Source organism: Kitasatospora sp. NPDC096204 (genome assembly GCF_044763205.1).
Classification (GTDB): domain Bacteria; phylum Actinomycetota; class Actinomycetes; order Streptomycetales; family Streptomycetaceae; genus Kitasatospora.
This window is the reverse complement of the sequence record NZ_JBIWFT010000003.1, coordinates 394,573-415,992: the sequence shown is the minus strand read 5'-3', so window position 1 is coordinate 415,992 and position 21,420 is coordinate 394,573. Positions and strand designations below refer to the sequence as shown.

The 21,420-nt window shown below is 73.0% G+C and carries 20 protein-coding genes and 1 pseudogene; 10 read left to right on the top strand and 11 right to left on the bottom strand.

Going from position 1 to position 21,420, the window contains the following annotated elements; genetic code table 11:
* Positions 1-74 precede the first annotated feature (74 nt).
* Positions 75-3,041, bottom strand: a complete 2,967-nt coding sequence (locus ACIQ87_RS05230) for an AfsR/SARP family transcriptional regulator (RefSeq protein ID WP_402401709.1) — start codon at positions 3,039-3,041, stop codon at positions 75-77.
* A 214-nt stretch (positions 3,042-3,255) separates the two neighbouring features.
* Between ACIQ87_RS05230 and ACIQ87_RS05225 the strand changes: the two genes are divergently transcribed.
* Complete coding sequence (locus ACIQ87_RS05225; protein WP_402401707.1) at positions 3,256-3,528, top strand: hypothetical protein; 273 nt, start codon at positions 3,256-3,258, stop codon at positions 3,526-3,528.
* Positions 3,529-3,758: 230 nt separating this feature from the next.
* On the opposite strand, the gene ACIQ87_RS05220 is transcribed toward ACIQ87_RS05225, so the two are convergent.
* A complete protein-coding gene (locus tag ACIQ87_RS05220; RefSeq protein WP_402401704.1) occupies positions 3,759-3,977 on the bottom strand; it encodes a hypothetical protein in 219 nt (72 codons plus the stop codon).
* Positions 3,978-4,112: 135 nt separating this feature from the next.
* Between ACIQ87_RS05220 and ACIQ87_RS05215 the strand changes: the two genes are divergently transcribed.
* Positions 4,113-4,871 carry a GntR family transcriptional regulator gene (locus tag ACIQ87_RS05215; protein ID WP_402401701.1) on the top strand — a complete coding sequence of 253 codons (759 nt, stop codon included), beginning with the start codon at positions 4,113-4,115 and terminating at the stop codon, positions 4,869-4,871.
* A 160-nt stretch (positions 4,872-5,031) separates the two neighbouring features.
* Here the strand turns inward: ACIQ87_RS05215 and ACIQ87_RS05210 are convergent, their stop codons facing one another.
* Positions 5,032-6,699 carry a fumarate hydratase gene (locus ACIQ87_RS05210; protein WP_402401698.1) on the bottom strand — a complete coding sequence of 556 codons (1,668 nt, stop codon included), beginning with the start codon at positions 6,697-6,699 and terminating at the stop codon, positions 5,032-5,034.
* Positions 6,700-6,906: 207 nt separating this feature from the next.
* On the opposite strand from ACIQ87_RS05210, the gene ACIQ87_RS05205 reads away from it, so the two are divergent.
* Positions 6,907-7,590, top strand: a complete 684-nt coding sequence (locus tag ACIQ87_RS05205) for a DUF1707 domain-containing protein (RefSeq protein ID WP_402401885.1) — start codon at positions 6,907-6,909, stop codon at positions 7,588-7,590.
* Positions 7,591-7,852: 262 nt separating this feature from the next.
* A complete protein-coding gene (locus ACIQ87_RS05200; protein WP_402401695.1) occupies positions 7,853-8,284 on the top strand; it encodes a WhiB family transcriptional regulator in 432 nt (143 codons plus the stop codon).
* Between the two features lie 90 nt (positions 8,285-8,374).
* Here ACIQ87_RS05200 and glpX read toward each other — a convergent pair whose 3' ends face one another.
* The gene (gene glpX, locus ACIQ87_RS05195) at positions 8,375-9,415 is read right to left on the bottom strand and encodes a class II fructose-bisphosphatase (protein ID WP_402401692.1); all 1,041 of its coding nucleotides are present in this window, start codon (positions 9,413-9,415) and stop codon (positions 8,375-8,377) included.
* Between the two features lie 215 nt (positions 9,416-9,630).
* Between glpX and ACIQ87_RS05190 the strand changes: the two genes are divergently transcribed.
* On the top strand, positions 9,631-10,167 hold the full coding sequence (locus ACIQ87_RS05190; RefSeq protein WP_402401689.1) for a DUF4245 domain-containing protein: 537 nt from the start codon (positions 9,631-9,633) through the stop codon (positions 10,165-10,167).
* Positions 10,168-10,275: 108 nt separating this feature from the next.
* On the opposite strand, the gene ACIQ87_RS05185 is transcribed toward ACIQ87_RS05190, so the two are convergent.
* The 4 genes from ACIQ87_RS05185 to ACIQ87_RS05170 all read right to left on the bottom strand — a co-directional run bounded on the left by ACIQ87_RS05185 (position 10,276) and on the right by ACIQ87_RS05170 (position 14,009).
* Positions 10,276-10,878, bottom strand: coding sequence for a malonic semialdehyde reductase (locus tag ACIQ87_RS05185; RefSeq protein WP_392873713.1), 603 nt, complete (start codon positions 10,876-10,878; stop codon positions 10,276-10,278).
* A gap of 143 nt (positions 10,879-11,021) precedes the next feature.
* The gene (locus ACIQ87_RS05180; RefSeq protein ID WP_380667160.1) at positions 11,022-11,279 is read right to left on the bottom strand and encodes an exodeoxyribonuclease VII small subunit; all 258 of its coding nucleotides are present in this window, start codon (positions 11,277-11,279) and stop codon (positions 11,022-11,024) included.
* 64 nt (positions 11,280-11,343) lie between these two features.
* On the bottom strand, positions 11,344-12,555 hold the full coding sequence (xseA, locus tag ACIQ87_RS05175) for an exodeoxyribonuclease VII large subunit (protein ID WP_402401685.1): 1,212 nt from the start codon (positions 12,553-12,555) through the stop codon (positions 11,344-11,346).
* A gap of 56 nt (positions 12,556-12,611) precedes the next feature.
* Positions 12,612-14,009, bottom strand: a complete 1,398-nt coding sequence (locus ACIQ87_RS05170) for an APC family permease (protein ID WP_402401682.1) — start codon at positions 14,007-14,009, stop codon at positions 12,612-12,614.
* Positions 14,010-14,119: 110 nt separating this feature from the next.
* Here ACIQ87_RS05170 and ACIQ87_RS05165 point away from each other — a divergent pair, with 110 nt between their 5' ends.
* A complete protein-coding gene (locus ACIQ87_RS05165; RefSeq protein WP_402401679.1) occupies positions 14,120-15,094 on the top strand; it encodes a 4-hydroxy-3-methylbut-2-enyl diphosphate reductase in 975 nt (324 codons plus the stop codon).
* A gap of 153 nt (positions 15,095-15,247) precedes the next feature.
* Positions 15,248-15,994: a polyphosphate--glucose phosphotransferase gene (gene ppgK, locus ACIQ87_RS05160; RefSeq protein WP_402401676.1), complete on the top strand. Its 747-nt coding sequence runs from the start codon at positions 15,248-15,250 to the stop codon at positions 15,992-15,994.
* Positions 15,995-16,054: 60 nt separating this feature from the next.
* Here ppgK and ACIQ87_RS05155 read toward each other — a convergent pair whose 3' ends face one another.
* Positions 16,055-16,672, bottom strand: a complete 618-nt coding sequence (locus tag ACIQ87_RS05155; protein WP_402401674.1) for a DUF6542 domain-containing protein — start codon at positions 16,670-16,672, stop codon at positions 16,055-16,057.
* Positions 16,673-16,847: 175 nt separating this feature from the next.
* Here ACIQ87_RS05155 and ACIQ87_RS05150 point away from each other — a divergent pair, with 175 nt between their 5' ends.
* Positions 16,848-17,237, top strand: a complete 390-nt coding sequence (locus tag ACIQ87_RS05150; RefSeq protein WP_402401671.1) for a glyoxalase — start codon at positions 16,848-16,850, stop codon at positions 17,235-17,237.
* An 84-nt stretch (positions 17,238-17,321) separates the two neighbouring features.
* Positions 17,322-18,395: a redox-regulated ATPase YchF gene (ychF, locus tag ACIQ87_RS05145; RefSeq protein ID WP_402401669.1), complete on the top strand. Its 1,074-nt coding sequence runs from the start codon at positions 17,322-17,324 to the stop codon at positions 18,393-18,395.
* A 71-nt stretch (positions 18,396-18,466) separates the two neighbouring features.
* Here ychF and ACIQ87_RS05140 read toward each other — a convergent pair whose 3' ends face one another.
* Positions 18,467-19,129 (bottom strand): HAD-IA family hydrolase, encoded by a 663-nt coding sequence (locus tag ACIQ87_RS05140; RefSeq protein WP_402401666.1) that lies wholly within the window; start codon positions 19,127-19,129, stop codon positions 18,467-18,469.
* Between the two features lie 76 nt (positions 19,130-19,205).
* Positions 19,206-20,347, bottom strand: a pseudogene (locus ACIQ87_RS05135) (dihydrofolate reductase family protein).
* Between the two features lie 164 nt (positions 20,348-20,511).
* Here ACIQ87_RS05135 and ACIQ87_RS05130 point away from each other — a divergent pair.
* On the top strand, positions 20,512-21,330 hold the full coding sequence (locus ACIQ87_RS05130; RefSeq protein ID WP_402401663.1) for a methyltransferase domain-containing protein: 819 nt from the start codon (positions 20,512-20,514) through the stop codon (positions 21,328-21,330).
* Positions 21,331-21,420: the final 90 nt, after the last annotated feature.

Below are 21,420 nucleotides of genomic sequence, written 5' to 3'. Positions count from 1 at the left end.
GCTCCCGCAGCCGGGGGGCTGCGGGAGCGCCGACACGCGGAACGGGGGAGGTCTTCCGTGGGGGAGCGGAGACCTTACGGCGCGGGGGGAGAGAAGGGCTCGGTGTGCTGCTGGGAGATGAGGTCCGCCACGGGGGAGGCCTCGGGCACACCGAGCCGGATGAAGGTCGCATGTGCCTCCTGGAGGCAGGCGAGCCCGCGGGCCGGCTGGGCGAGTGCCAGCAGCGCCTCGCCGAGTGCGGCGTTCGCCAGCCCCTGGCAGTAGGCGGAGTCCAGCTCCTGGGCGATCGCGAGCGACTCGCCGGCCGCCTCGGCGGCCTCGGCGGGCTGCCCGGCCGCGAGCAGGGCGGTGGCGAGGCGGGCCAGGGTGTAACCCCTCCACAGGGCGTTCTGCTGCGACTGGTACAGCCCGTGCGCCTCCCTCAGGTGCGGGACGGCCTCGGCGCCGGAGAGCACCACACCGAGCTGGTAGAGCGTCTGCGCGAGCAGCGGGCCGTTCTTGGACTCCCGAGCGGCGGCGACACCCTCGCCGGCATACCGGATCGCCGTCTCCGTCATGCCGAGCCGGTGCTGCGCCCGGGCGATGTTGCTGACCACCCGCGCCTCGGCCGTCGGTGCGCCGACGGCCTGGCTGGTGGCGCGGGCCTGTTCGTAGAACAACAGGGCCTCGGCGGGACGGTTGCCGACGTTCAGCATCACGCCCAGCATGTTGGCCGTGGCGAGGAGCAGGACCGTCGCGTCGTCCGGCGCCTGGTGGTCCAGGCTTCGGCGGAAGGACTGTTCGGCCCCCTGAAAGTCGCTGGTGTCGGACTGCAGGGTGCCGCGGGCGAAGTGCACCCGGGCGAGCGCGGCCGAGTCGTCACGACGACGCGCGTCCGCACCGATGGCCTCCAGGGTCCGGAGTGCTCGGGGGCCGCGGGTCGGGTCCGGGTCGATGCTGATCAGGTAGTTCAACAGGTCGATGGCTGCGCGCTGCAGGGCGCCGGGGCCGCTCGCGGCGGCCTCGACGGTGCTGAGCAACAGACCGCCCTCGGTACGCAGCCAGTCCTGTGCGGCGTGACTCGTGGGTAGGCCGAGCCCCGGCGACGTGAGTGCGGTCAGCTGTTCGAGCACGGGTTCGTCCGGCTCGATCACCTGGGCCGCGTTCCGCACGGTCGGGATCAGCAGGTCGAGCAGCCGGAGCACCGCCTGCTCCTGCTCGCCGGTGTCTCCCATCCGCTCGTTCTGCCGCTGGGCGTAGAGCCTGAGCAGGTCGTGGTAGCGGTAGCGGCCGGGGGTGAAGCACTCCAGCATGTTCGCCTCGACCAGCGCCTCGACGAGGTCCTCTGCGGTGTCCTCGTCCACGCCGAGCAGCGCGGCGGCGGCCGCCAGCGGGACGTCGGGGGAGTCGATCAGGGCGAGCAGCCGAAAGGCGCGGGCCTCGGCCGCGGACAGCTGTCCGTAGCCGAGCCCGATGGTGGTCTCCACGGCGAGGTTGCCGAGCTGGAGCTCGTCCAGGCGCCGTCGCTGGTCGGCTAACCGACGGGCCAGGTCAGAGACGCTCCAGCGCGGACGGCTGGCCAGCCGGGCGGCGGCGATGCGGACGGCCAACGGGAGGAAGCCGCAGGCGGTGACCACCTGCATGGCGGCCTCGGGTTCGGCGGCGACCCGGTGATCGCCGACGACGGCCGAGAAGAGCGACAGCGCCTCGTCCGGGGTCAGCTCCTCGACGTCGAACAGCTGGGCGCCGGGGATGCCGGCCAGCCGGGAGCGGCTGGTGGCGAGCACGGCACAGCCGGAGACGCCGGGGATGAGCGGCCGGATCTGCTCCGCGTCACGCGCGTTGTCCAGCAGGATCAGCATGCGGCGGTTCGCGAGCAGTGAGCGGTAGAGGGCGGCACGCTGTTCGAGCGACTCGGGGTTGTCGGCGACACCGAGCGCGTGCAGGAAGTCGCCCAGGACGACCGCCGGGTCGGCGGGCGAGACGCCGGCTCCGCGCAGGTCGACGTACAGCTGCCCGTCCGGAAACTCGGCGCGGACCCGGTGGGCGACGTGAACCGCGAGGGTGGTCTTGCCGACGCCGCCGATGCCGGCCAGCGAGGTCACGACCACGGCCTGACCGGTGGCGTTCATCAGGGCCGCCGAGAGGTCGACCGCCAGTTCCGATCGCCCGCTGAAGTCGGATACATCGGCTGGGAGTTGGGCCGGAGCGGGGGGTGCGGCCGGGCCGTCCTCGCGGACGGTGGGGGTGGCGGCGGGGGCGACCGGGACGGCGAGCGCCGGGTCGGCCGCGAGGATGCGGGTGTGCATCGCGGACAGGCCCGCGCCCGGTTCGACCCCGAGCTCCTCGATCAGCAGCTTGCGGGTGTCGGTGTAGACACCGAGTGCCTCGGCCTGGCGTCCGCAGCGGTACAGCGCCAGCATCAGCAGTTCGCGCAGGCGCTCGCGCAGTGGGTGCTCGGTCGTCAGGTTGTTGAGCTCGCCGACGATCTCGGCGTGCAGGCCGATGTCGAGGGCGGTGGCGCACAGCTCCTCGGCGGCGGCCACCTGGCGCTCGGCCAGCCGCAGCCGCTGGGCGTCGGCGTAGGGGCCGGGGATGCCGATGAGCGGACGGCCGCTGAACAGGTCCATGGCCTGCACCAGCAGGCGGTGCGCCCTGTGCTTGTCACCCGCGGTGCGCGCGGTGGCGGCTTCGACGGAGAGCCGCTCGAAGACCGTCAGGTCGAGGGCCTCGCCCGGGATGCGCAGCGCGTAGCCGTCGGCGACCGAGACCAGCAGTTCGGCGGGCCGGCGCACCTCGCGGCGGGGCTCGATGACGGAGCGCAGGCGGGAGATGTAGGTGCGCAGCGCGGCCACGGCCTGGGTGGGGGGCCGGTCGCCCCAGAGGGCGTCGACCAGGTCCTGGGTGGTGACCGGGCGTCCGGAGTGCAGCAGGAGGGTGGTGAGCACCGCTTGCTGCTGGGGCGATCCGAGGGAGAGGGGCTTGCCGTCGAGCCAGGCCTGGACCGGACCGAGGACTTGGAAGCGCAGCGCAGGGTTCTGCGGCGTCTCCAGAAACTCCATGAAGTCCCCCGATGGCCTGTGGTGTCGATTCCGTGAAAGGGCGCTCGGCGGTCCGCCGCGATGCTTCAGCTTAGGCGGACGCCCGACTCTGCCGGAGGGCGCCGCAAGCCGCACGATGTTTATCGGACATTTAATCAACCCTACGATACTGTCCGCGCGCCCGCGCCACAGAGGTCGGGCTGAACACATTTGATGACCGAAAGGCGGCCGCCCAATGGCCAATGACCAGAGCGAGACCCCGGTGCTGTCGACGCCCGAGAACGCGGCGCAGACCGGCACCCCGGCCGCCGCTGTGGAGGCGGGCAAGGCTGTGGAGGGCGCGGTGACCGCGGCCTCGAACCCGACCGAGTACGCCGCGCCGACCGACGCGGAGAAGAACACGTTCGAGAACGGCTCCTTCGGTGACGAGGGCCAGTACATCGAGGAGCCCGCCGGCGAGCCGGGCGGCCCGTACCGGCCGGAGAACGCGGTCGGCGGCAACCCGTAAGCCGTTCTGGCCGAGCGCCCCCGCGCCCTGTCCGGGTGCGGGGGCGCCGTCGGTTATGCGCGCGCCAATTCGTGTGCACCGTGGTGGCCGATTTCGGCCTCTGGTGCACGCATGGTGACCGGTGCTATCCGTAACGTGCCGGTCGGGGGGCGTCCGGCGTTCCGGAATTCCGGATTCACCGGGGGATTGCCGAGTCCTGAATGCTGCGGTTTGCGTGGATTTTGCCGCAATTACCGCAAATGATCCCATTCAGTCGAATCGCGGGGCCCGGGAACGGGTGAGACCTGGTGCGGTTCGGCGGTCCATTCCCGGCCGCCGCCCTCGGGGCGCAGGTAGTGCTCGCCGCCGAGGGTGTCCATGTAGATGCCGGTGCGTCCGGTCCTCCGGTCGAGGACGAGTTCACCCGCGTGTGGCCGGTAGGTCGAGGTGTCGCGCTGTCGGGTGCTCACCGCCTGCTCCTTTCGGCGTGTGCCCAGCATCTCTAGAGAAGCTAATATCTCTAGAGATGTCAACGGTCCGTCGTATCTCCTTACCGGCGACCGCGGGCGCGCCTACGATTTGTCCGAGGCAGAGGGAGAGCGGCGATGACCGGCAGCAGTGGCGACAAGCAGCCCAAGTACCAGCGGATCGCCGAAGCGCTGAAGGCGGCCATCGACGCCGGCCGGTACCGCGCGGGCGACCGCCTGCCCGGTGAGAACGACCTCATGGACGAGTACGGCGTGGCCCGGATGACGGCCCGCCAGGCGCTCGGCGTGCTGCAGAGCGAGGGCATCGCCGAGGCGCGCCGCGGTGCCGGGGTGTTCGTCCGGGACTTCCGGCCGCTGCGCCGGCGCGGCATCCAGCGGCTGGCGCAGGGGCAGTGGGGGACCGGCCGGTCGATATGGTCGGCGGACATCGACGACCGCAGCCTGGTGGTCGACCAGGTGACCGTCGCCGAGCAGGGCGCGCCCGAGCACGTGGCGCGGGTGCTCGGGGTCGGCCCGGGCGCCCCGATGTGCGTGCGCCGGCGCCGCTTCGTGCTGGACGGCAAGCCGGTGCTGCTCTCGACCTCCTACCTGCCCGCCGTACTGGTCGCGGGCACCGCCATCACCCGCGAGGACACCGGCCCCGGCGGCATCTTCGCCCGGCTCGCCGAGATCGGCGCCAAGCCCGTGCACTTCCGCGAGGAGGTCCGCTCCCGGATGCCCAGCGCGGAGGAGTCCACCCGCCTGGAGCTGTCCGCCGGCACCCCGGTCATCCTGATCTGCCGCACCGCCTTCGCCGACGAGGGCCAGGTCGTCGAACTCAACGAGATGACCCTGGACGCCGCCTCCTACGTCCTGGAGTACGACTTCGACGCCTGAGCGCCTGAGCGCCTGAGCGCCTGAACACCTGAGCGCCTGAGCACCTGAACGCCGACGGCCGGCCCGGCGCGGGCCCGGGCGCGCAACCGCCCCGGGCGCGGGGTGGCGGCCGGGGCGGTTCGGGGGCTTGGGGGACGTGCGGGCACGGCCCCGGGCGGGGCTACTCCTTGGAGCGGACGCGCAGGTTGGTGATCAGCGGGCCCTCGGTGGTCTCGCGGAAGAAGTCGTTGCCCTTGTCGTCGACGACGATGAAGGCCGGGAAGTCCTCGACCTCGATGCGCCAGACCGCCTCCATGCCGAGCTCGGCGTACTCCAGCACCTCGACCTTCTTGATGCAGTCCTGGGCGAGGCGGGCGGCCGGGCCGCCGATCGAGCCGAGGTAGAAGCCGCCGTGCGCGGCGCAGGCGTCGGTGACCTGCTTGCTGCGGTTGCCCTTGGCGAGCATGACCATCGAGCCGCCGGCCGCCTGGAACTGGTCGACGTAGGAGTCCATCCGGCCGGCCGTGGTCGGGCCGAAGGAGCCGGAGGCGTAGCCCTCGGGGGTCTTGGCCGGGCCCGCGTAGTAGACCGGGTGGTCCTGGAGGTACTTGGGCATGCCCTCGCCGGCGTCCAGGCGCTCCTTGATCTTGGCGTGGGCGATGTCGCGGGCGACCACGAGCGTTCCGGTGAGCGACAGCCGGGTCTTCACCGGGTACTTGGACAGCTCGGCGCGGATCGCGGACATCGGCTGGTCGAGGTCGACGCGCACCACGTCGTCGTCCAGGTGCTCGTCGGTGGTGTCCGGCAGGTACTTCGCCGGGTCGGTCTCCAGCTGCTCCAGGAACACGCCCTCGGCGGTGATCTTGCCGAGCGCCTGGCGGTCGGCGGAGCAGGAGACGGCCATCGCGACCGGCAGCGAGGCGCCGTGCCGCGGCAGGCGCACCACGCGCACGTCGTGGCAGAAGTACTTGCCGCCGAACTGGGCGCCGATGCCGATCTTCTGGGTCAGCTCGGTGACCTTGGCCTCCAGCTCCAGGTCGCGGAAGCCGTGGCCGGTCCTGGCGTTGCCCGAGGTCGGCAGGTTGTCCAGGTAGTGCGCCGAGGCGTACTTGGCGGTCTTCAGCGCGAACTCGGCGCTGGTGCCGCCGATCACGATGGCCAGGTGGTACGGCGGGCAGGCCGCGGTGCCCAGCGAGCGGATCTTCTGCTCCAGGAACGAGAGCATGCTCGCCTCGTTCAGGATGGCCTTGGTCTCCTGGTACAGGTACGACTTGTTGGCGGAGCCGCCGCCCTTGGCCATGAACAGGAACTTGTACGCGTCCCCGTCGGTGGCGTACAGCTCGATCTGGGCCGGCAGGTTGTTGCCGGTGTTCTTCTCGTCCCAGGTGGTCACCGGGGCCATCTGGGAGTAGCGCAGGTTGAGCTTGGTGTACGCGTCGAACACGCCGCGCGCGATGGCGGACTCGTCGCCGCCCTCGGTCAGCACGTTCTGGCCGCGCTTGCCCATGACGATCGCGGTGCCGGTGTCCTGGCACATCGGGAGGATGCCGCCGGCCGAGATGTTGACGTTCTTCAGCAGGTCGAGCGCGACGAAGCGGTCGTTGGGGCTGGCCTCCGGGTCGTCCAGGATGCGGCGCAGCTGGGCGAGGTGGGCGGGGCGCAGGTAGTGCGAGATGTCGTGCATCGCCTCGGCCGTCAGCAGCCGCAGCGCCTCGGGCTCGACCTGGAGGAAGGTGCGACCGCCGGCCTCGAAGGTGGAGACACCCTCGGAGGTGAGCTTGCGGTACGGGGTCGGGTCAGCGCCCAGGGGGAGCAGGTCGCTGTACTCGAAGTCTGGCGTGGGAGCCATGGGGGCGGTCCTTAGCTGTCCAGTTGGTCCGGCTGCGTCGGCGAAGCACCATCAAGGGTAGGACCCGTCGGAAGTCGGCATGCGGACAGGGCAGCCTTGCGTGACCGGGCTCACTCGATCGGGAGTGCGAGCGACTAGTCTGATCCCGTGGACAACTCGCCGTCGCACGACGACCCGGGGCAGCCGCCGGTGCCGGCGCCCGTACCGATGACCAAACCCGAGGCCGGGGCGCAGGCCGCGCCGCGCCCGCACGCGCCGGCCGCCGAGGCGGAGCTGCGTGTCTCCGACGCCGACCGCGAGAAGGTCGCGGAACTGCTGCGGGACGCCTACGCCGAGGGCCGCCTGGACGCGGACGAGCACGCCGAGCGGATCGAGGCCGCCTACGCCGCGAAGACCTTCGGCGACCTCGCGCCGCTGACCCGGGACCTGCCGGCCCGCCCGCTGTCCTTCGAGAAGCCGCCGCTGGCAGCCCCACGGCCGTCGTCGCCGCCGCAGCCGCCCGCGCGCCTGGAGTCCCCCACGGTGGTCGCGATCTTCGGCGGCGCGGCCCGCAAGGGCCGCTGGCGGGTGGGCTCGCACCTGAGCGCCTTCGCCGCGTTCGGCGGGGTGGACATCGATCTGACCGATGCCGTGTTCGAGTCCCCCGAGGTGGAGATCACCGTGACGGCGATCTTCGGCGGGGTGCAGGTCCGGGTCCCGGAGAACGTCACCCTGCAGGGGTCCGGCATCGGCATCTTCGGCGGGTTCGACGTCCGGGAGACGACCGCGGCGGACCCGTACGCTCCGGTTGTCCGGATCAAGGGCCTTGCGCTGTTCGGCGGTTGTGAGGCGAAGCCGCGCCGCGGCAAGAAGCTCAAGGAGTGGGTGCGCCGCCAACTCGGCGTCGACTGACCGCCATCGACCTGCGAAGTGCCCGGCCGTGGATCAACTCCCGGTCGGGCGCTCGGCGTTGTGGCCAGTGCGCTGCGTAGTCGATTGCGTGCAGTGTGCATGAATCGCGGCCGGGCGGGGTAGTTCCTTCCGCACATCGCTTCTTGGACGGTTGCGCACCGGAGGCGGCCGAGCGGCCGTGCCGGGGTTGGACAGCGGGGGCTCGCGGCCGGCGGGGGAGCGAGGGGTCCCCGTGTCCGAGAGCCTCGTCAGGAGTACGGCCGTGCTGCATCCGATCGAGTCCCGCACCACCTCGCCAGTCGCCGCCGCGCAGGTCCTGGAGCGCCGCCCCGGCGTCCGGCCGCAGCCGCAGCCCCAGGGCGGCCAGGCGGGTGCCCCCGCGGGCGAGGACAGCCCCTGGCACACCGGTGCCGCGTGTCGGCGGGACGAGGTGGGGCTGTTCTTCGCGCCCTCCAAGGAGCCCACGGCGGCCCGGTTGTCGCGCGAGGAGCAGGCCAAGCAGGTGTGCGCCCGCTGTCCGGTGCTGCTGGAGTGCCGCGAGCACGCGCTGGCCCAGCCGGAGCCGTACGGGGTCTGGGGCGGGCTGACGGCGGCCGAGCGGCGGGTCGTGCTGGCCCGGCGCCGCCGTCGGGACGCGGAGCTGCGCGAGGCGGCCCGGGCGACGGCGGCCGCGCGGCGCCGGATAGCCGGGTGACGGCGGGTCCGAGAGCGGGACGGCGACGCACCGCGGCCCCGGCGGAGGGGGATTCCGCCGGGGCCGCGGGGTGCCGCGTTCTTCCGGGCCTCAGTTGGCGCGGTCGAAGTCGATCGCGCTGTACGCCCGCAGCTTCGAGAGCTTGTGGGTGGAGTTGATCTCGCGGATGGTGCCGCTCTTGGAGCGCATCACCAGCGAGCTGGTGGTGGCGGTCTCCGAGCGGTAGTGCACGCCGCGCAGCAGCTCGCCGTCGGTGATGCCGGTGGCGACGAAGAACACGTTCTCGCCGCTGACCAGGTCGTTCGTGGTGAGCACCCGGTCCAGGTCGTGGCCGGCGTCCAGGGCCTTCTGCCGCTCGGCCTCGTCCTTGGGCCACAGCCGGCCCTGGATCACGCCGCCCATGCACTTCATCGCGCAGGCCGCGATGATGCCCTCGGGAGTGCCGCCGATGCCCATCAGCAGGTCGACGCCGGTGCCCTCGCGGGCGGCCATGATGGCGCCGGCCACGTCGCCGTCCGAGATGAACTTGATCCGGGCGCCCGCTTCGCGGATCTCCCGGACCAGGCCGTCGTGGCGCGGGCGGTCGAGCACGACGACGGTGACGTCCTCGACGGCGCTGCCCTTGGCCTTGGCGACCCGGCGGATGTTGACCGCCGCCGGGGCGGTGATGTCGACGAACTCGGCGGCCTCCGGGCCGGCCACCAGCTTGTCCATGTAGAACACGGCGCTGGGGTCGAACATGGTGCCGCGGTCGGCGACGGCCAGCACGGCCACCGCGTTGTTCATGCCCTTGGCGGTCAGCGTGGTGCCGTCCACCGGGTCGACCGCGACGTCGCACTCGGCGCCGGTGCCGTCGCCGACCCGCTCGCCGTTGTAGAGCATCGGGGCTTCGTCCTTCTCGCCCTCGCCGATGACGACTACGCCGTTCATCGACACGGTCGAGACGAGGGTGCGCATCGCCTTCACGGCGGCACCGTCCGCGCCGTTCTTGTCGCCACGTCCGACCCATCGGCCGGCGGCCATTGCGGCCGCCTCGGTGACCCGGACGAGCTCGAGCGCGAGGTTCCGGTCGGGAGCCTCGGGCGCGACCTCCAGGGCACTGGGAAGGTGGTGCGGGTACTGCGCGGTCATCGTCGTTACCTCTCTGTACGCGACGGCCAGTGAGCGCCCGACTACTGCCTGGTCGAACGCCGTGGTGAGGGTATTGCGATCGTATCTGCCCACGAGATGACTGTCTGTGGCGCGGGTCGCTGCTCTGTGGCGGAAAACACCGATTCGCCCCCTTTCACCCATACGTGGATACCCCTGGTGGCCGTCCCGGTGTGTGGATGAGTCACCATGTGGGGGTGGCAGCAGACAGCAAGGGCATGAGGGGTCGGCAGACCGTACGGGACATGGTCCTGTCGATGCTGGCGGTCGGTTTCATCGTCTGGATCGGGTACCTGTTCCTCCCGCACGACGCCAACGGCGACCCGGTGCACGTGGTCGAGTACAAGGTCGCGGCGGCCTCCGCCAAGCGCGCCGCGCCGTACCCGCTGCTCGCCCCGGAGGGGCTGCCGGAGAAGTGGCGGGCCACCTCGGTCGCCTACCGGCCGGCCGACCAGAACAACGGCAAGGGCAACGCCTGGCACCTGGGCTTCGTGACCCCCTCCGGCCAGTACGCGGCGGTCGAGCAGAGCGACGTCCCGCGCGACTCCCTGGTGTCGGACTACGTCAAGGGCGCCAAGGCGGACGGCACCTCCGAGGTGGCCGGCCGCACCTGGGACCGGCTGCAGGGTGAGAAGGACCGCGCCCTGGCCACGCAGACCGGCGTCGGGACCACCCTGCTCACCGGCACCGCCTCCTACGAGGAGCTGGCCGAGCTGGCGCAGGCCCTCAAGTAGCCCGCTCCCGCCCCCGCCCCCGCGCCGGCTTCCGCGCGCACGCGCGCACGCCGAAGGGCCCCGTACCGGTTCGTCCGGTACGGGGCCCTTCGGCGTGCGCGGGGCGGATCAGACCGTGGTGACGACCTCGTCGTAGGCCAGGCGCGGCGAACGCGGGAACCAGGCGTCCTCGCCCGGCCGGCCGATGTTGACCACGGCCAGCACCGAGTGCTCGCCGTCCTCGAAGAACTCCTTGTTGATGCCGTCGGCGTCGAAGCCGGTCATCGGGCCCGCGGCCAGGCCGGCGGCGCGCACGCCGACGATGAAGTAGGCGGCCTGCAGGGCGCCGTTCAGCGTGGCGGACTGCTCGCGGACGCTGCGCTCCGAGAAGAACAGGTCCTTGGCCTGCGGGAAGTGCGGGAGCTGGGTCGGCAGCTCCTCGTGGAACTCGTTGTCCACGGCCAGGATGGCGACCAGCGGGGCGGCGGCGGTCTTGTCCTTGTTGCCGTCCGCCATCTGCCGGACGAGGCGCTCGCGGCCCTCGGCCGAGCGGACCAGGACGACGCGCAGCGGCTGCTGGTTGAAGGCGGTCGGGCCGAACTTGACCAGCTCGTAGATGGCCTGGATCTGCTCCTCGGAGACCGGCTCGTCGGTGAAGGTGTTCGCGGTGCGGGCCTCGCGGAACAGCAGGTCCTGGGCGGCGGCGTCGAGTACCAGAGCGTCGGTGGTCATGCTTGTGCACCTCATGCGGAAAGGAGTTCGTCGGTGTGACCGGCCGCGGCCGGTCACTCCTTCCAACATAGGTGAAGATTCAACGATTCCCCAAGCGGATGTGAGCTGCTTCACTCCCGCCCGGCTCCACCCGCCGCGCGGCCTCACTCCCCGCCCGGGGCCGCGCCCTCCTCGGCGGCCAGCGCGGCGTCCAGCCGGGCCCGGGCGCCGTCCAGCCAGCGCTGGCACACCTTCGCCAGCTGCTCGCCGCGCTCCCACAGGGCCAGCGACTCCTCCAGCGAGGTTCCGCCGTTCTCCAGCTGCCGGACGACGTCCAGCAGCGCGTCCCGGGCGTGCTCGTAGCCCAGCGCGTCGTCCGGGTTCGGCGCCGCCGCGTCCTGCTGTTCCTGCTGCTCTGCCATGCGTGCCAGCGTAGGGGCTCGGGCCGACACTCCCCAGCCCCGTCCGGCCGTGGTCGGCGCCCGCCTACCGGGGGTCCACGGTGACGTCGAGGCCGCCGCCCGCCACCCTGGCGTGCAACCCCTCGCCGGGCGCGACCTGCGCCGGGTCGGTCACGACCGTGCCGTCCGCCCGCTGGAGCACCGCGTAGCCGCGCTCCAGGGTGGCCGCTGGGGAGAGCGCCACCACCCGGGCCAGGGTGTGCCCGAGGTCGCTCTGCGCGTGGTCCAGCCGGTGCCGCAGGGTGCGCCGGGCCCGCTCCAGCAGGCCGTCCACCTCCTGCCCGCGCCCGTCCAGCATCCGGTGCGGGGCGGCCAGTGCCGGACGGCTGCGCACCCCGTCCAGCCCGTGCTGCTCGCGCTCGACCCGGGACAGCACGTGCCGGCGGGCGCGGTCGCGCAGCTGGCGGATCCTGGCCAGCTCCTCACCGACGTCCGGAACCACCCGTTTGGCCGCGTCGGTCGGGGTGGAGGCGCGCAGGTCGGCCACGAAGTCCAGCAGCGGCTGGTCCGGCTCGTGCCCGATCGCGCTCACCACCGGCGTACGGGCGGCCGCGACCAGCCGCACCAGCCCCTCGTCCGAGAACGGCAGCAGGTCCTCCACACTGCCGCCGCCGCGGGCCACGATGATCACGTCGACCTCGGGGTGCTCGTCCAGCTCCCGCACGGCCGCGCTCACCCGCTCCACCGCGCTGACCCCCTGCACCGGGACGTTGCGCACCTCGAAGCGGACGGCCGGCCAGCGCCGCCGGGCGTTCTCCAGGACGTCCCGCTCGGCCGCCGAACCGCGCCCGGTGACCAGCCCGACGCACTGCGGCAGGAACGGCAGCGGCTTCTTGCGCTCGGCCGCGAACAGGCCCTCCCCGGCGAGCCGCCGCTTCAGCTGTTCCAGCCGGGCCAGCAGCTCGCCCAGGCCCACCGGCCGGATCTCGGAGGCGCGCAGCGAGAGCTGCCCGCGCGCCGCGTACCACTCCGGCTTGGCGTGCACGACGACCCGCGCGCCCTCCTGCACCACGTCCGCGACCTGGTCGAACACCGAGCGGAAGCAGGTGACCGTGAGCGACACGTCGGCCTGGGGGTCGCGCAGGGTCAGGAACACCACGCCCGCGCCGGGGCGGCGGCTGAGCTGGGTGATCTGCCCCTCCACCCAGACCGCGCCGAGCCGGTCGATCCAGCCGCCGATCAGCGCGGAGACCTTGCCGACCGGGAGCGGCGCTTCGGGGGAGCTGGTGTTGGCCATGCGTACGAGGCTAGCGGCGCCGGCCGACACGGCTACCGCTACCGCTACCGCCGCGCCTACGGCTGTCGGCGCCCGCCGCCCCGGCCGCGGCCGCCGCGGGTGCCGCGGGTGCCGCCCCGGCCGCTCGCCCCCTGGACGGCGAGCACCACCAGGCCGACCGCCAGCCAGACCAGCCCGACCAGTTGCGCGGTGGACGAGGCCTCGTACACGACCGCCCCGATCACCGCGATCCCCAGCACCGGCACGACGAGGTGCCGCAGCCACCGCCGCGAACCGTGCCGCACCGCGTACCAGCCGATCACCGAGGCGTGCAGCAGCGCGAAGGCGGTCAGCGCGCCCACGTTCACCACCGAGGTGAGCTGGTCCAGCCCGTCGTCCCGGTCGGCCGCCCAGACCGCCGCCGCCATCGTGATCACCGCGGCCGTCAGCAGCGCCCGGCGCGGCACCGCGCTGGCCGGGTCGACCGAGCCGAGCACCCGCGGCAACCGGCCGTCCCGGGCCATCGCGAAGACCAGCCGGCCGGCCGCGGCCTGCCCGGCCAGGGCGGCGAAGGCCGCGCCGATCGCCTTGCTGGCCGCCACCAGCACGTGCAGCCAGTGCCCGACCCCGCTCTCCACGGTGTCGTAGAACGCCGAGCCCTGGGCCGCCGGGTGCGCCGCGAGCTGCTGCGGGCCGGTCGGCTCCAGCAGCGCCGCCAGGTAGGTCTGGACGACGAACAGCACCCCGGCCAGCGCCAGGCACCAGAGCACCGCCCTGGCCACCGCCGCGGACGCGCCGATCGCCTCCTCCACGAAGGTGGCGATCGCGTCGAAGCCCAGGTAGGAGAGCACCGCGACGGACACCGCCGAGATCACCGCGGTCAGCGAGAACGCCCCGACGGCGGTGAACGGGGTGTCCCAGCCGCGCCGGGCGCCGTCCTGGACCAGCGCCACCACGGCCGCGGCCGTGAACACCAGCAGCACCGCGATCTCCATCGCGAGCACCGCGAACCCGACCGCGGCCGCCGTCCGCACCCCGATCAGGTTGAGCGCGGTGGTCACCACCACCGCGAGCGCCGTCCAGACCCAGCGGGAGACGTCCGGCACCAGGGAGTTCAGCGCGATCCCGGAGAACAGGTAGGCCACCGCGGGGATCAGGAGGTAGTCGAGCATCGCCATCCACCCGGCGACGAAGCCCGGGCCCTCGCCCAGGCCGGCCCGCGCGTAGGCGAACACCGAACCCGTCTGCGGCACCGCGCGCACCATCTCGGCGTACGAGAGGGCGGTGAAGCCCATCGCCACCGTCGCGGCCAGGTACACGGCGGCGACGGCGCCGTGGCTCTTGGCGTCCAGCACGCCGAACACGCCGACCGGGGCCATCGGGGCGATGAACAGCAGTCCGTAGACCATCAGATCGCGCACGCCCAGGCTGCGGCGCAGGCCGCTCGGTGTCACCTGCTCGCTCACAGAGCTCATAGACACCACATTCTGAGCGGTATCGACCGAGTCCGCACGGAAAGCGTCCACCGGTGGCGCAGGCCTCCGGCCGGGGCGGCGCGACCCGCCATCGCCCGTACGATGGAGCCATGTCCAAGACCGCGCAGCGCCGTGTCCTGCTCGCCGCCCCCCGGGGCTACTGCGCGGGAGTCGACCGCGCCGTGATCGCCGTGGAGAAGGCCCTGGAGCAGTACGGGGCGCCCATCTACGTCCGCAAGCAGATCGTCCACAACAAGTACGTGGTGCAGACCCTGGAGAAGAAGGGCGCGATCTTCGTCGACGAGACGGAGGAGGTGCCGCAGGGCGCGATCGTCGTCTTCTCCGCGCACGGCGTCGCCCCGTCCGTCCACGACGAGGCACGGACCGGGAAGCTCGCCACCATCGACGCGACCTGCCCGCTCGTCACCAAGGTGCACAAGGAGGCCGTGCGCTTCGCCGACGAGGGCTTCGACATCCTGCTGGTGGGCCACGAGGGCCACGAGGAGGTCATCGGCACCATGGGCGAGGCCCCGGACCGGATCCACCTGGTGGACGGTGCCGAGGACGTCGCCAACGTGCGGGTCCGGGACGAGTCCAGGGTCGTCTGGCTGTCCCAGACCACCCTCTCCGTGGACGAGACCATGGCCACCGTCGGCGAGCTGAAGAAGCGCTTCCCGGCGCTGGTCAGCCCGCCCAGCGACGACATCTGCTACGCCACCCAGAACCGCCAGGTCGCGGTCAAGCAGCTGGCCGCGGAGACCGACCTGCTGATCGTGGTCGGGTCCAAGAACTCCTCCAACTCCGTCCGCCTGGTCGAGGTCGGCCTGGAGTACGGCGCCAAGGCCGCCCACCTGGTGGACTTCGCCGAGGAGATCCGCGAGGAGTGGCTGGAGGGCGTCACCACGGTCGGCCTGACCAGCGGCGCCTCGGTGCCGGAGATCCTGGTCGACGGGGTGCTGGAGTTCCTGGCCGCGCGCGGTTACGACACGGTCGAGACGGTCAAGACCGCCGAGGAGCACCTGACCTTCTCGCTGCCCAAGGAGCTGCGCCGCGACCTGCGCGCCGAGGCGGCGGGCAAGCTCTGACCCCACCCGGAAGGCCCGGCACCCCCGACACGGGGTGCCGGGCCTTCCGCTGTGCGCGCCCCGGCGCGCTCTCGTAGCTTTGTGCACAGGCTGTGGACAATCCACCGGCCGTGGACCGGCCGGGTCCGCGGCCGACGGCGGAGGGCGGACGTGATGACGGCGGTATTCGGCGTGGACATCGGCGGCTCGGGGATCAAGGGGGCGCCCGTCGACCTCGCCCGGGGCGCTCTCGTCGAGGAGCGCCACAAGGTGCTCACCCCGCAGCCGTCCGCGCCCGAGGCCGTGGTCGCCGCCGTCTGCGAGGTGGTCCGCCACTTCGACCACCAGGGCCCGGTCGGGCTGACCTTCCCCGGCGTGGTGGTCGACGGCCGCACCAGAACGGCCGCCAACGTGGACAAGGGCTGGATCGGCCTGGACGTGGCGGGCCTCTTCCGCGAGGCACTGGGGATGCCCGCGACCGTCCTGAACGACGCGGACGCGGCCGGCCTGGCCGAGCTGACGCACGGCGCCGGCCGCGGCGAGGCGGGCGTGGTCCTGGTACTCACCTTCGGCACGGGCATCGGCAGCGCCCTGTTCGTGGACGGCACGCTGGTGCCCAACACCGAGCTGGGCCACCTGGAGCTGCGCGGCAAGGACGCCGAGCGCCGGGCCTCCTCGGCCGCCAAGGAGCGGGACGGGCTGAACTGGGAGCAGTGGGCCGGGCGGGTGGACGACTACCTGGACCTGGTGGAGAGGCTGTTCTCACCCCACCTGATCGTGATCGGCGGCGGGGTGAGCCGCAAGCACGAGAAGTTCCTGCCGCTGCTGAGGGGCCGCGAGGCGCGCGTGGTGCCGGCGGAGCTGCGCAACGACGCGGGCATCGTCGGGGCCGCCATGGCGGCGGCCCGGGCGGAGGGCTGAGCGGGCCGGGCTCCGGGCTTGGCAGCCGGTCCTCGGCTCAGGCCCCGGGGGAGGGCGGCGTCAGCGGGAGCGGTGGATCCGGCGCTGGGCGACGAACCGCGCGAGCACGATCAGCGCGGCCAGCCCGGTGCCGGAGAACAGCCAGCCGGCCCGTAGCGCCAGCCCGGTCGCCAGCGAGACCACCCGGGCGGTGACGCCCGGGGAGTTCACCGGTTCGAGCAGCAGCAGCGCGAGGGCGAAGGCGATCGGCCCGCTGATCGGTGCGGCCAGCAGGTCGACGTAGCGCACCCGGACGGCCAGCTGGAAGCAGACCACCAGGTAGCCGAGGCCGAACACCCAGCCCAGGCCGTCGAACAGCAGCCGGTCCACGCCGGCCACCGCGAGCGTCGCCAGGACGGCGACCACCCCGGTGCCGACGGCCGTCAGCCGGGCCCGCCGGCCGGGACGCCGCCGCCCGTCCGACTGTTCGTCGTCGCGCTGCCCGCGCAGCGGCACGCGCAGGCGCAGCCGGGGGCCGGCCGGGTGCTCGGTGGCCGCCGGGCGCGGCCGGGAGCCGCGGCCGGCGGGGGCCCCGGCGCTGTCGGGGGCCCGGCCTGGGCGGGGGACGGCGGCTGCGGCCCGGCCGGTCGGCGGACGGCGTCTGGGCCCTGGCGGCTGGGTACGGATGCTCTGCTCCACCCGCCCAACGTACGGTCCGATCATCGCCACACTGTGTAATGGACCGTTCAGGTCTTGCCCCGTGTCTTCGGACGGAGTAGTGATGTGATCGTCATTCAGGTCGGCTGACCTGCTCGGACGAGCCGACGGGCGATGACCACCGGATTCGTACACGGGCTTTCCACGGGGGGACAACATGACCGATTTCACGTTCGAACGGCTCGATCACGTCCAGCTCGACATCCCGGCCGGTGCCGAGGACGAGTGCCGGGCGTTCTGGTCCGGCGTGCTCGGCATGACCGAACTGCCGAAGCCGCCGGCGCTGGCCGCCCGGGGCGGCTGCTGGTTCCGGGGCGGCGGCGTCGAGGTGCACCTGGGCGTGACCCCGGACTTCCGCCCGTCCCGCAAGGGGCACCCGGGGATCCTGGTCCGCTCGCTGGACGCGCTCGCCGACCGTCTCGCCGCGCACGGCCACCCGGTGACCTGGGACGACAACCTGCCCGGCCACCGGCGCTTTTACGCCGACGACGCGCTGGGCAACCGGCTGGAGTTCCTGGAGCCCAGGGCGGCGGCGACCGAGGAGTGAGGCGCGGCGGGGGCTGCCCGTAGACTTGGGGGTCGGCCCCTACGGTGCCGACCCAACTCCTCCAAGCCCACGGGACTGCGCTTCATGTCGCTCACGATCGGAATCGTCGGCCTGCCGAACGTCGGCAAGTCGACCCTGTTCAACGCCCTGACCAAGAACGACGTGCTGGCGGCCAACTACCCGTTCGCCACCATCGAGCCGAACGTCGGCGTGGTCGGCGTCCCGGACGAGCGGCTGACCAAGCTCGCCGAGATCTTCGGCTCCCAGCGCATCCTCCCGGCGACCGTCGACTTCGTCGACATCGCCGGCATCGTGCGCGGCGCCAGCGAGGGCGAGGGCCTGGGCAACAAGTTCCTCGCCAACATCCGCGAGTCGGACGCGATCTGCCAGGTCGTGCGCGCCTTCACCGACCCGGACGTGGTGCACGTGGACGGCAAGGTGTCGCCCAAGGACGACATCGAGACCATCCACACCGAGCTGATCCTGGCCGACCTCCAGACCATCGAGAAGGTCCTGCCGCGGCTCCAGAAGGAGGCGCGCCTCAAGAAGGACACCGCCCCCGTGCTGGCCGCCGCCGAGGCCGCGCAGGCGATCCTGGAGACCGGCAAGACCCTCTTCGAGGCGGGCTTCGACACCACCCCGATCCGCGAGCTCCACCTGCTGACCGCCAAGCCCTTCCTCTACGTCTTCAACGTGGACGAGGACGAGCTGGCCGACGAGGACTTCAAGAACGCCCAGCGCGAGCTGGTCGCCCCGGCCGAGGCGATCTTCCTCAACGCCAAGATCGAGTCCGAGCTGATCGAGCTGGACGAGGCCGAGGCCCTGGAGCTGCTCCAGTCCATGGGCCAGGAGGAGCCCGGCCTCGCCACCCTCGCCCGGGTCGGCTTCGACACCCTCGGCCTCCAGACCTACCTGACGGCCGGCCCGAAGGAAGCCCGGGCCTGGACCATCAAGAAGGGCGCCACCGCCCCCGAGGCCGCCGGAGTCATCCACACCGACTTCCAGAAGGGCTTCATCAAGGCCGAGGTCATCTCCTTCGCCGACCTGGTCGAGACCGGCTCCATCGCCGACGCCCGCTCCAAGGGCAAGGCCCGCATCGAGGGCAAGGAGTACGTCATGCAGGACGGCGACGTCGTGGAGTTCCGCTTCAACGTCTGACCGCACCGCGCGACACCCCGCCCGGAGGGGCCGGACTCCACGGAGTCCGGCCCCTCCGGCGTTGTCGGGCCTCAGGCGATGGTGACGGTGAGGAGGCCGTCGGGGGTGGTGGTGACGGTGACGGCGGTGAGGGTGTCGGCGTGGGCGTCCGGGCGGTGGGGGAGGGCGCGCGGGCCGACGCCGATGACGCGGACGCCGGCGGCCCTGGCGGCGGTGATGCCGGCGCCGGAGTCCTCGAAGGCGAGGCAGTCGGCGGGGGCGAAGCCGAGGGAGGCGGCGCCCTTGAGGAAGCCCTCGGGGTCGGGCTTGCTCGCGCCGACGGACTCGGCGGTGATCAGGACGGGCGGCAGCGGCAGGTCGGCGGCGGCCATCCGGATCCGGGCGAGCGGCTGGTCGGCGGAGGTGACCAGGGCGTGCGGGAGCCCGGCCAGCGAGGCGAGGAAGGCGGCGGCGCCGGGCACCGGGACGACGCCCTCGGTGTCGGCGCGCTCCTCGTCGAGCATCCGCTCGTTGTCGGCCAGGTTGAACTCGGCCGGGCGCCCGGGCAGCAGGGCGGCCATGGTCGCGTGGCCCTGGCGGCCGTGCGCGACGGCGAGCACCTCGGCGGGGTCCAGGCCGTGCCGCTCGGCCCAGCGGCTCCAGCAGCGCTCGACCACGGCGTCGGAGTCGACCAGGGTCCCGTCCATGTCGAGGAGGACGGCGCGGGCGGTCAGGCGGACGGGGGTGGCGGGCACGGGGCGGCTCCTCGGGGAGTGCGGCGACGGGAGAGCCGGAGGACAAGAGCTCTTTGTTTCAAAATGATACAAAAGATCAGCCGAGCAGGTGGGCGTTGACCGCCCGGGCCTCCCCGGCCAGCTCCGGCAGCTCCACCACCTCGACCCCGGCCGCCGTCAGCAGCGCGGTGCCCTGGCAGTCGGTGACGAACAGGTCCGGCTCGCGCCAGGCGACCACCACCCGCGGCACGCCCGCCGCGACGAGCAGCCGGGCGCACGGCACCGGCCGCGAGGCGCGCTGACCGCAGGGCTCCAGCGAGCTGTAGACGGTCGCCCCGCGCAGCCGCGGGTCGCCCGCCGGGAGCTTGGCCAGGGCCGCCTCCTCGGCGTGGTCGTGCGGGTCCGTCTCCCGGCTGTAGCCCTCCGCCAGCACCGTGCCGTCGGCGCCGACGATCACCGCGCCGACCGAGAAGGCCGTCTCCGACGGCGGGCAGCGGCGGGAGAGTTCGACGGCCCGGCGCAGGTGGTCGAGGTCGGTGGACGCGGACTGGGTCACGGCGCGGGCTCCTTCGGGGCGTACCTGAGCAGGACGACGTCGCCCACGGTACGTGCCTCCAGCAGTCGCATCCGCCGGGCCGGCCCGCCCGGGAACACGGCCGGGCGGACGAACCGCGGCGCCTCGGCCTGACCGACCAGCAGCGGGGCGACGGCCAGCTGGAGTTCGTCCGCCAGGCCCCGGGCCAGGAACTGGGTGTGCACGCCCCCGCCGCCCTCGACCATCAGCCGGCGCACCCCGCGGGCGCCCAGGTCGTCCAGCACCGCGCCGAGGTCCACCGCCTCGCCCAGCGCGACCACCTCGGCCAGCCCGTCCAGCCGGGGCCGCAGCACCGCCGCCCCCCGGTCCGTGGTGTACGCGAGCCGGGCGCCGCCGGTGTGCCAGAAGCGCAGGCCGGCGTCGAGGTCGCCGCTCGCGCTGAGGGTGACCTTCAGCGGGTGTTCGGGCCGGCCCGCCGCCAGTCGGGCCTCCCGGCGCCCGGGGTCGTTGACCAGCAGCCGGGGGTTGTCGACGCGCAGGGTGTTGCCGCCGACCAGGATCGCGTCGGCGGCGGCGCGCTCCTCGTCGACCCGGTCGAAGTCGGCGGCATTGGAGAGCAGCAGCCGGTCGGGGGAAGCGTCGTCGAGGTGGCCGTCGAGCGAGACGGCGGCGCTCAGCAGGACGTAGGGGCGCGGGCCGGGCATGGGTGGGGACCGTTCTGTCGGGGGCGTCTCCACGGTACGGCGGCCGGGGGCGGGCCGGGTGGACCGGGCCCATGGGGGCCGGAATGTGAGACGGATCTTCTCGGGATGCGGGACGAGGAGTAGCGTCGCGGAGTACCGGGACCGACCACGCCCAGGGGGACCTCATGACCGGACCGCAGCCCGCAGCCGTCTACACCCACGGCCACCAGGAGGCCGTGCTGCGCTCGCACCGCTCCCGCACCGCCGCCGACTCGGCCGGCTACCTGCTGCCCGAACTGCGGCCCGGGCAGGCTCTGTTGGACGTCGGCTGCGGGCCCGGCACGATCACCGCGGACCTGGCCGGGCTGGTCGGCCCGCAGGGGCGGGTGGTGGCCGTGGACACCTCCGCCGAGGTGCTGGAACAGGCCGCCGGGCACGCCGCCGGGCGGGGCCTGGCCAACGTCGTCTTCGAGCGCGCCGACGTCCACCGACTGCCGTACCGGGACGGCGAGTTCGACGTGGTGCACGCCCACCAGGTGCTCCAGCACGTGGCCGACCCGGTGGCCGCGCTGCGCGAGCTGCGGCGGGTGACGGCGCCGGGCGGCGTGGTCGCGGTCCGCGACGTCGACTACGCCTCGATGACCTGGTTCCCGGAGGTGCCCGCGCTGGACCGGTGGCTGGAGCTGTACCGACGGACCGCCCGCGCCAACGGCGGCGAGCCGGACGCCGGCCGACGGCTGCTGTCCTGGGCCCGCGCGGCCGGCTTCACCGAGGTCACCGCGAGCGCCTCCACCTGGACGTTCGCGACGCCCGAGCAGCGCGCCTGGTGGGGCGGGATGTGGGCGGACCGGGTGACGGGCACCGCGCTGGGCCGGACGGCGGTCGGGCTGGGCCTCGCGGACCGGGACGAGCTGGACCGGATCGCGGACGGCTGGCGGGAGTGGAGCGCCGCCGGGGACGGCTGGTTCTCGATGCTGCACGGCGAGGTGCTGGCCCGCGGCTGAGCCGGCGCGGGGCGGGCCGGAAAGAATGGACAGACGTTCGGAAAGATCGGGTAAAGTCGCGCGACCGTTCAGATTCGGGCCCGTTCGGGT

Bases quoted from the DNA above. Each gene is read 5' to 3' on its own strand.
- ACIQ87_RS05230 (WP_402401709.1), bottom strand. From the start codon at position 3,041: ATGGAGTTTCTGGAGACGCCGCAGAACCCTGCGCTGCGCTTCCAAGTC.
- ACIQ87_RS05225 (WP_402401707.1), top strand. From the start codon at position 3,256: ATGGCCAATGACCAGAGCGAGACCCCGGTGCTGTCGACGCCCGAGAAC.
- ACIQ87_RS05215 (WP_402401701.1), top strand. From the start codon at position 4,113: ATGACCGGCAGCAGTGGCGACAAGCAGCCCAAGTACCAGCGGATCGCC.
- ACIQ87_RS05210 (WP_402401698.1), bottom strand. From the start codon at position 6,699: ATGGCTCCCACGCCAGACTTCGAGTACAGCGACCTGCTCCCCCTGGGC.
- ACIQ87_RS05205 (WP_402401885.1), top strand. From the start codon at position 6,907: ATGACCAAACCCGAGGCCGGGGCGCAGGCCGCGCCGCGCCCGCACGCG.
- glpX (WP_402401692.1), bottom strand. From the start codon at position 9,415: ATGACCGCGCAGTACCCGCACCACCTTCCCAGTGCCCTGGAGGTCGCG.
- ACIQ87_RS05185 (WP_392873713.1), bottom strand. From the start codon at position 10,878: ATGACCACCGACGCTCTGGTACTCGACGCCGCCGCCCAGGACCTGCTG.
- ACIQ87_RS05180 (WP_380667160.1), bottom strand. From the start codon at position 11,279: ATGGCAGAGCAGCAGGAACAGCAGGACGCGGCGGCGCCGAACCCGGAC.
- xseA (WP_402401685.1), bottom strand. From the start codon at position 12,555: ATGGCCAACACCAGCTCCCCCGAAGCGCCGCTCCCGGTCGGCAAGGTC.
- ACIQ87_RS05170 (WP_402401682.1), bottom strand. From the start codon at position 14,009: ATGAGCTCTGTGAGCGAGCAGGTGACACCGAGCGGCCTGCGCCGCAGC.
- ACIQ87_RS05165 (WP_402401679.1), top strand. From the start codon at position 14,120: ATGTCCAAGACCGCGCAGCGCCGTGTCCTGCTCGCCGCCCCCCGGGGC.
- ppgK (WP_402401676.1), top strand. From the start codon at position 15,248: ATGACGGCGGTATTCGGCGTGGACATCGGCGGCTCGGGGATCAAGGGG.
- ACIQ87_RS05150 (WP_402401671.1), top strand. From the start codon at position 16,848: ATGACCGATTTCACGTTCGAACGGCTCGATCACGTCCAGCTCGACATC.
- ychF (WP_402401669.1), top strand. From the start codon at position 17,322: ATGTCGCTCACGATCGGAATCGTCGGCCTGCCGAACGTCGGCAAGTCG.
- ACIQ87_RS05130 (WP_402401663.1), top strand. From the start codon at position 20,512: ATGACCGGACCGCAGCCCGCAGCCGTCTACACCCACGGCCACCAGGAG.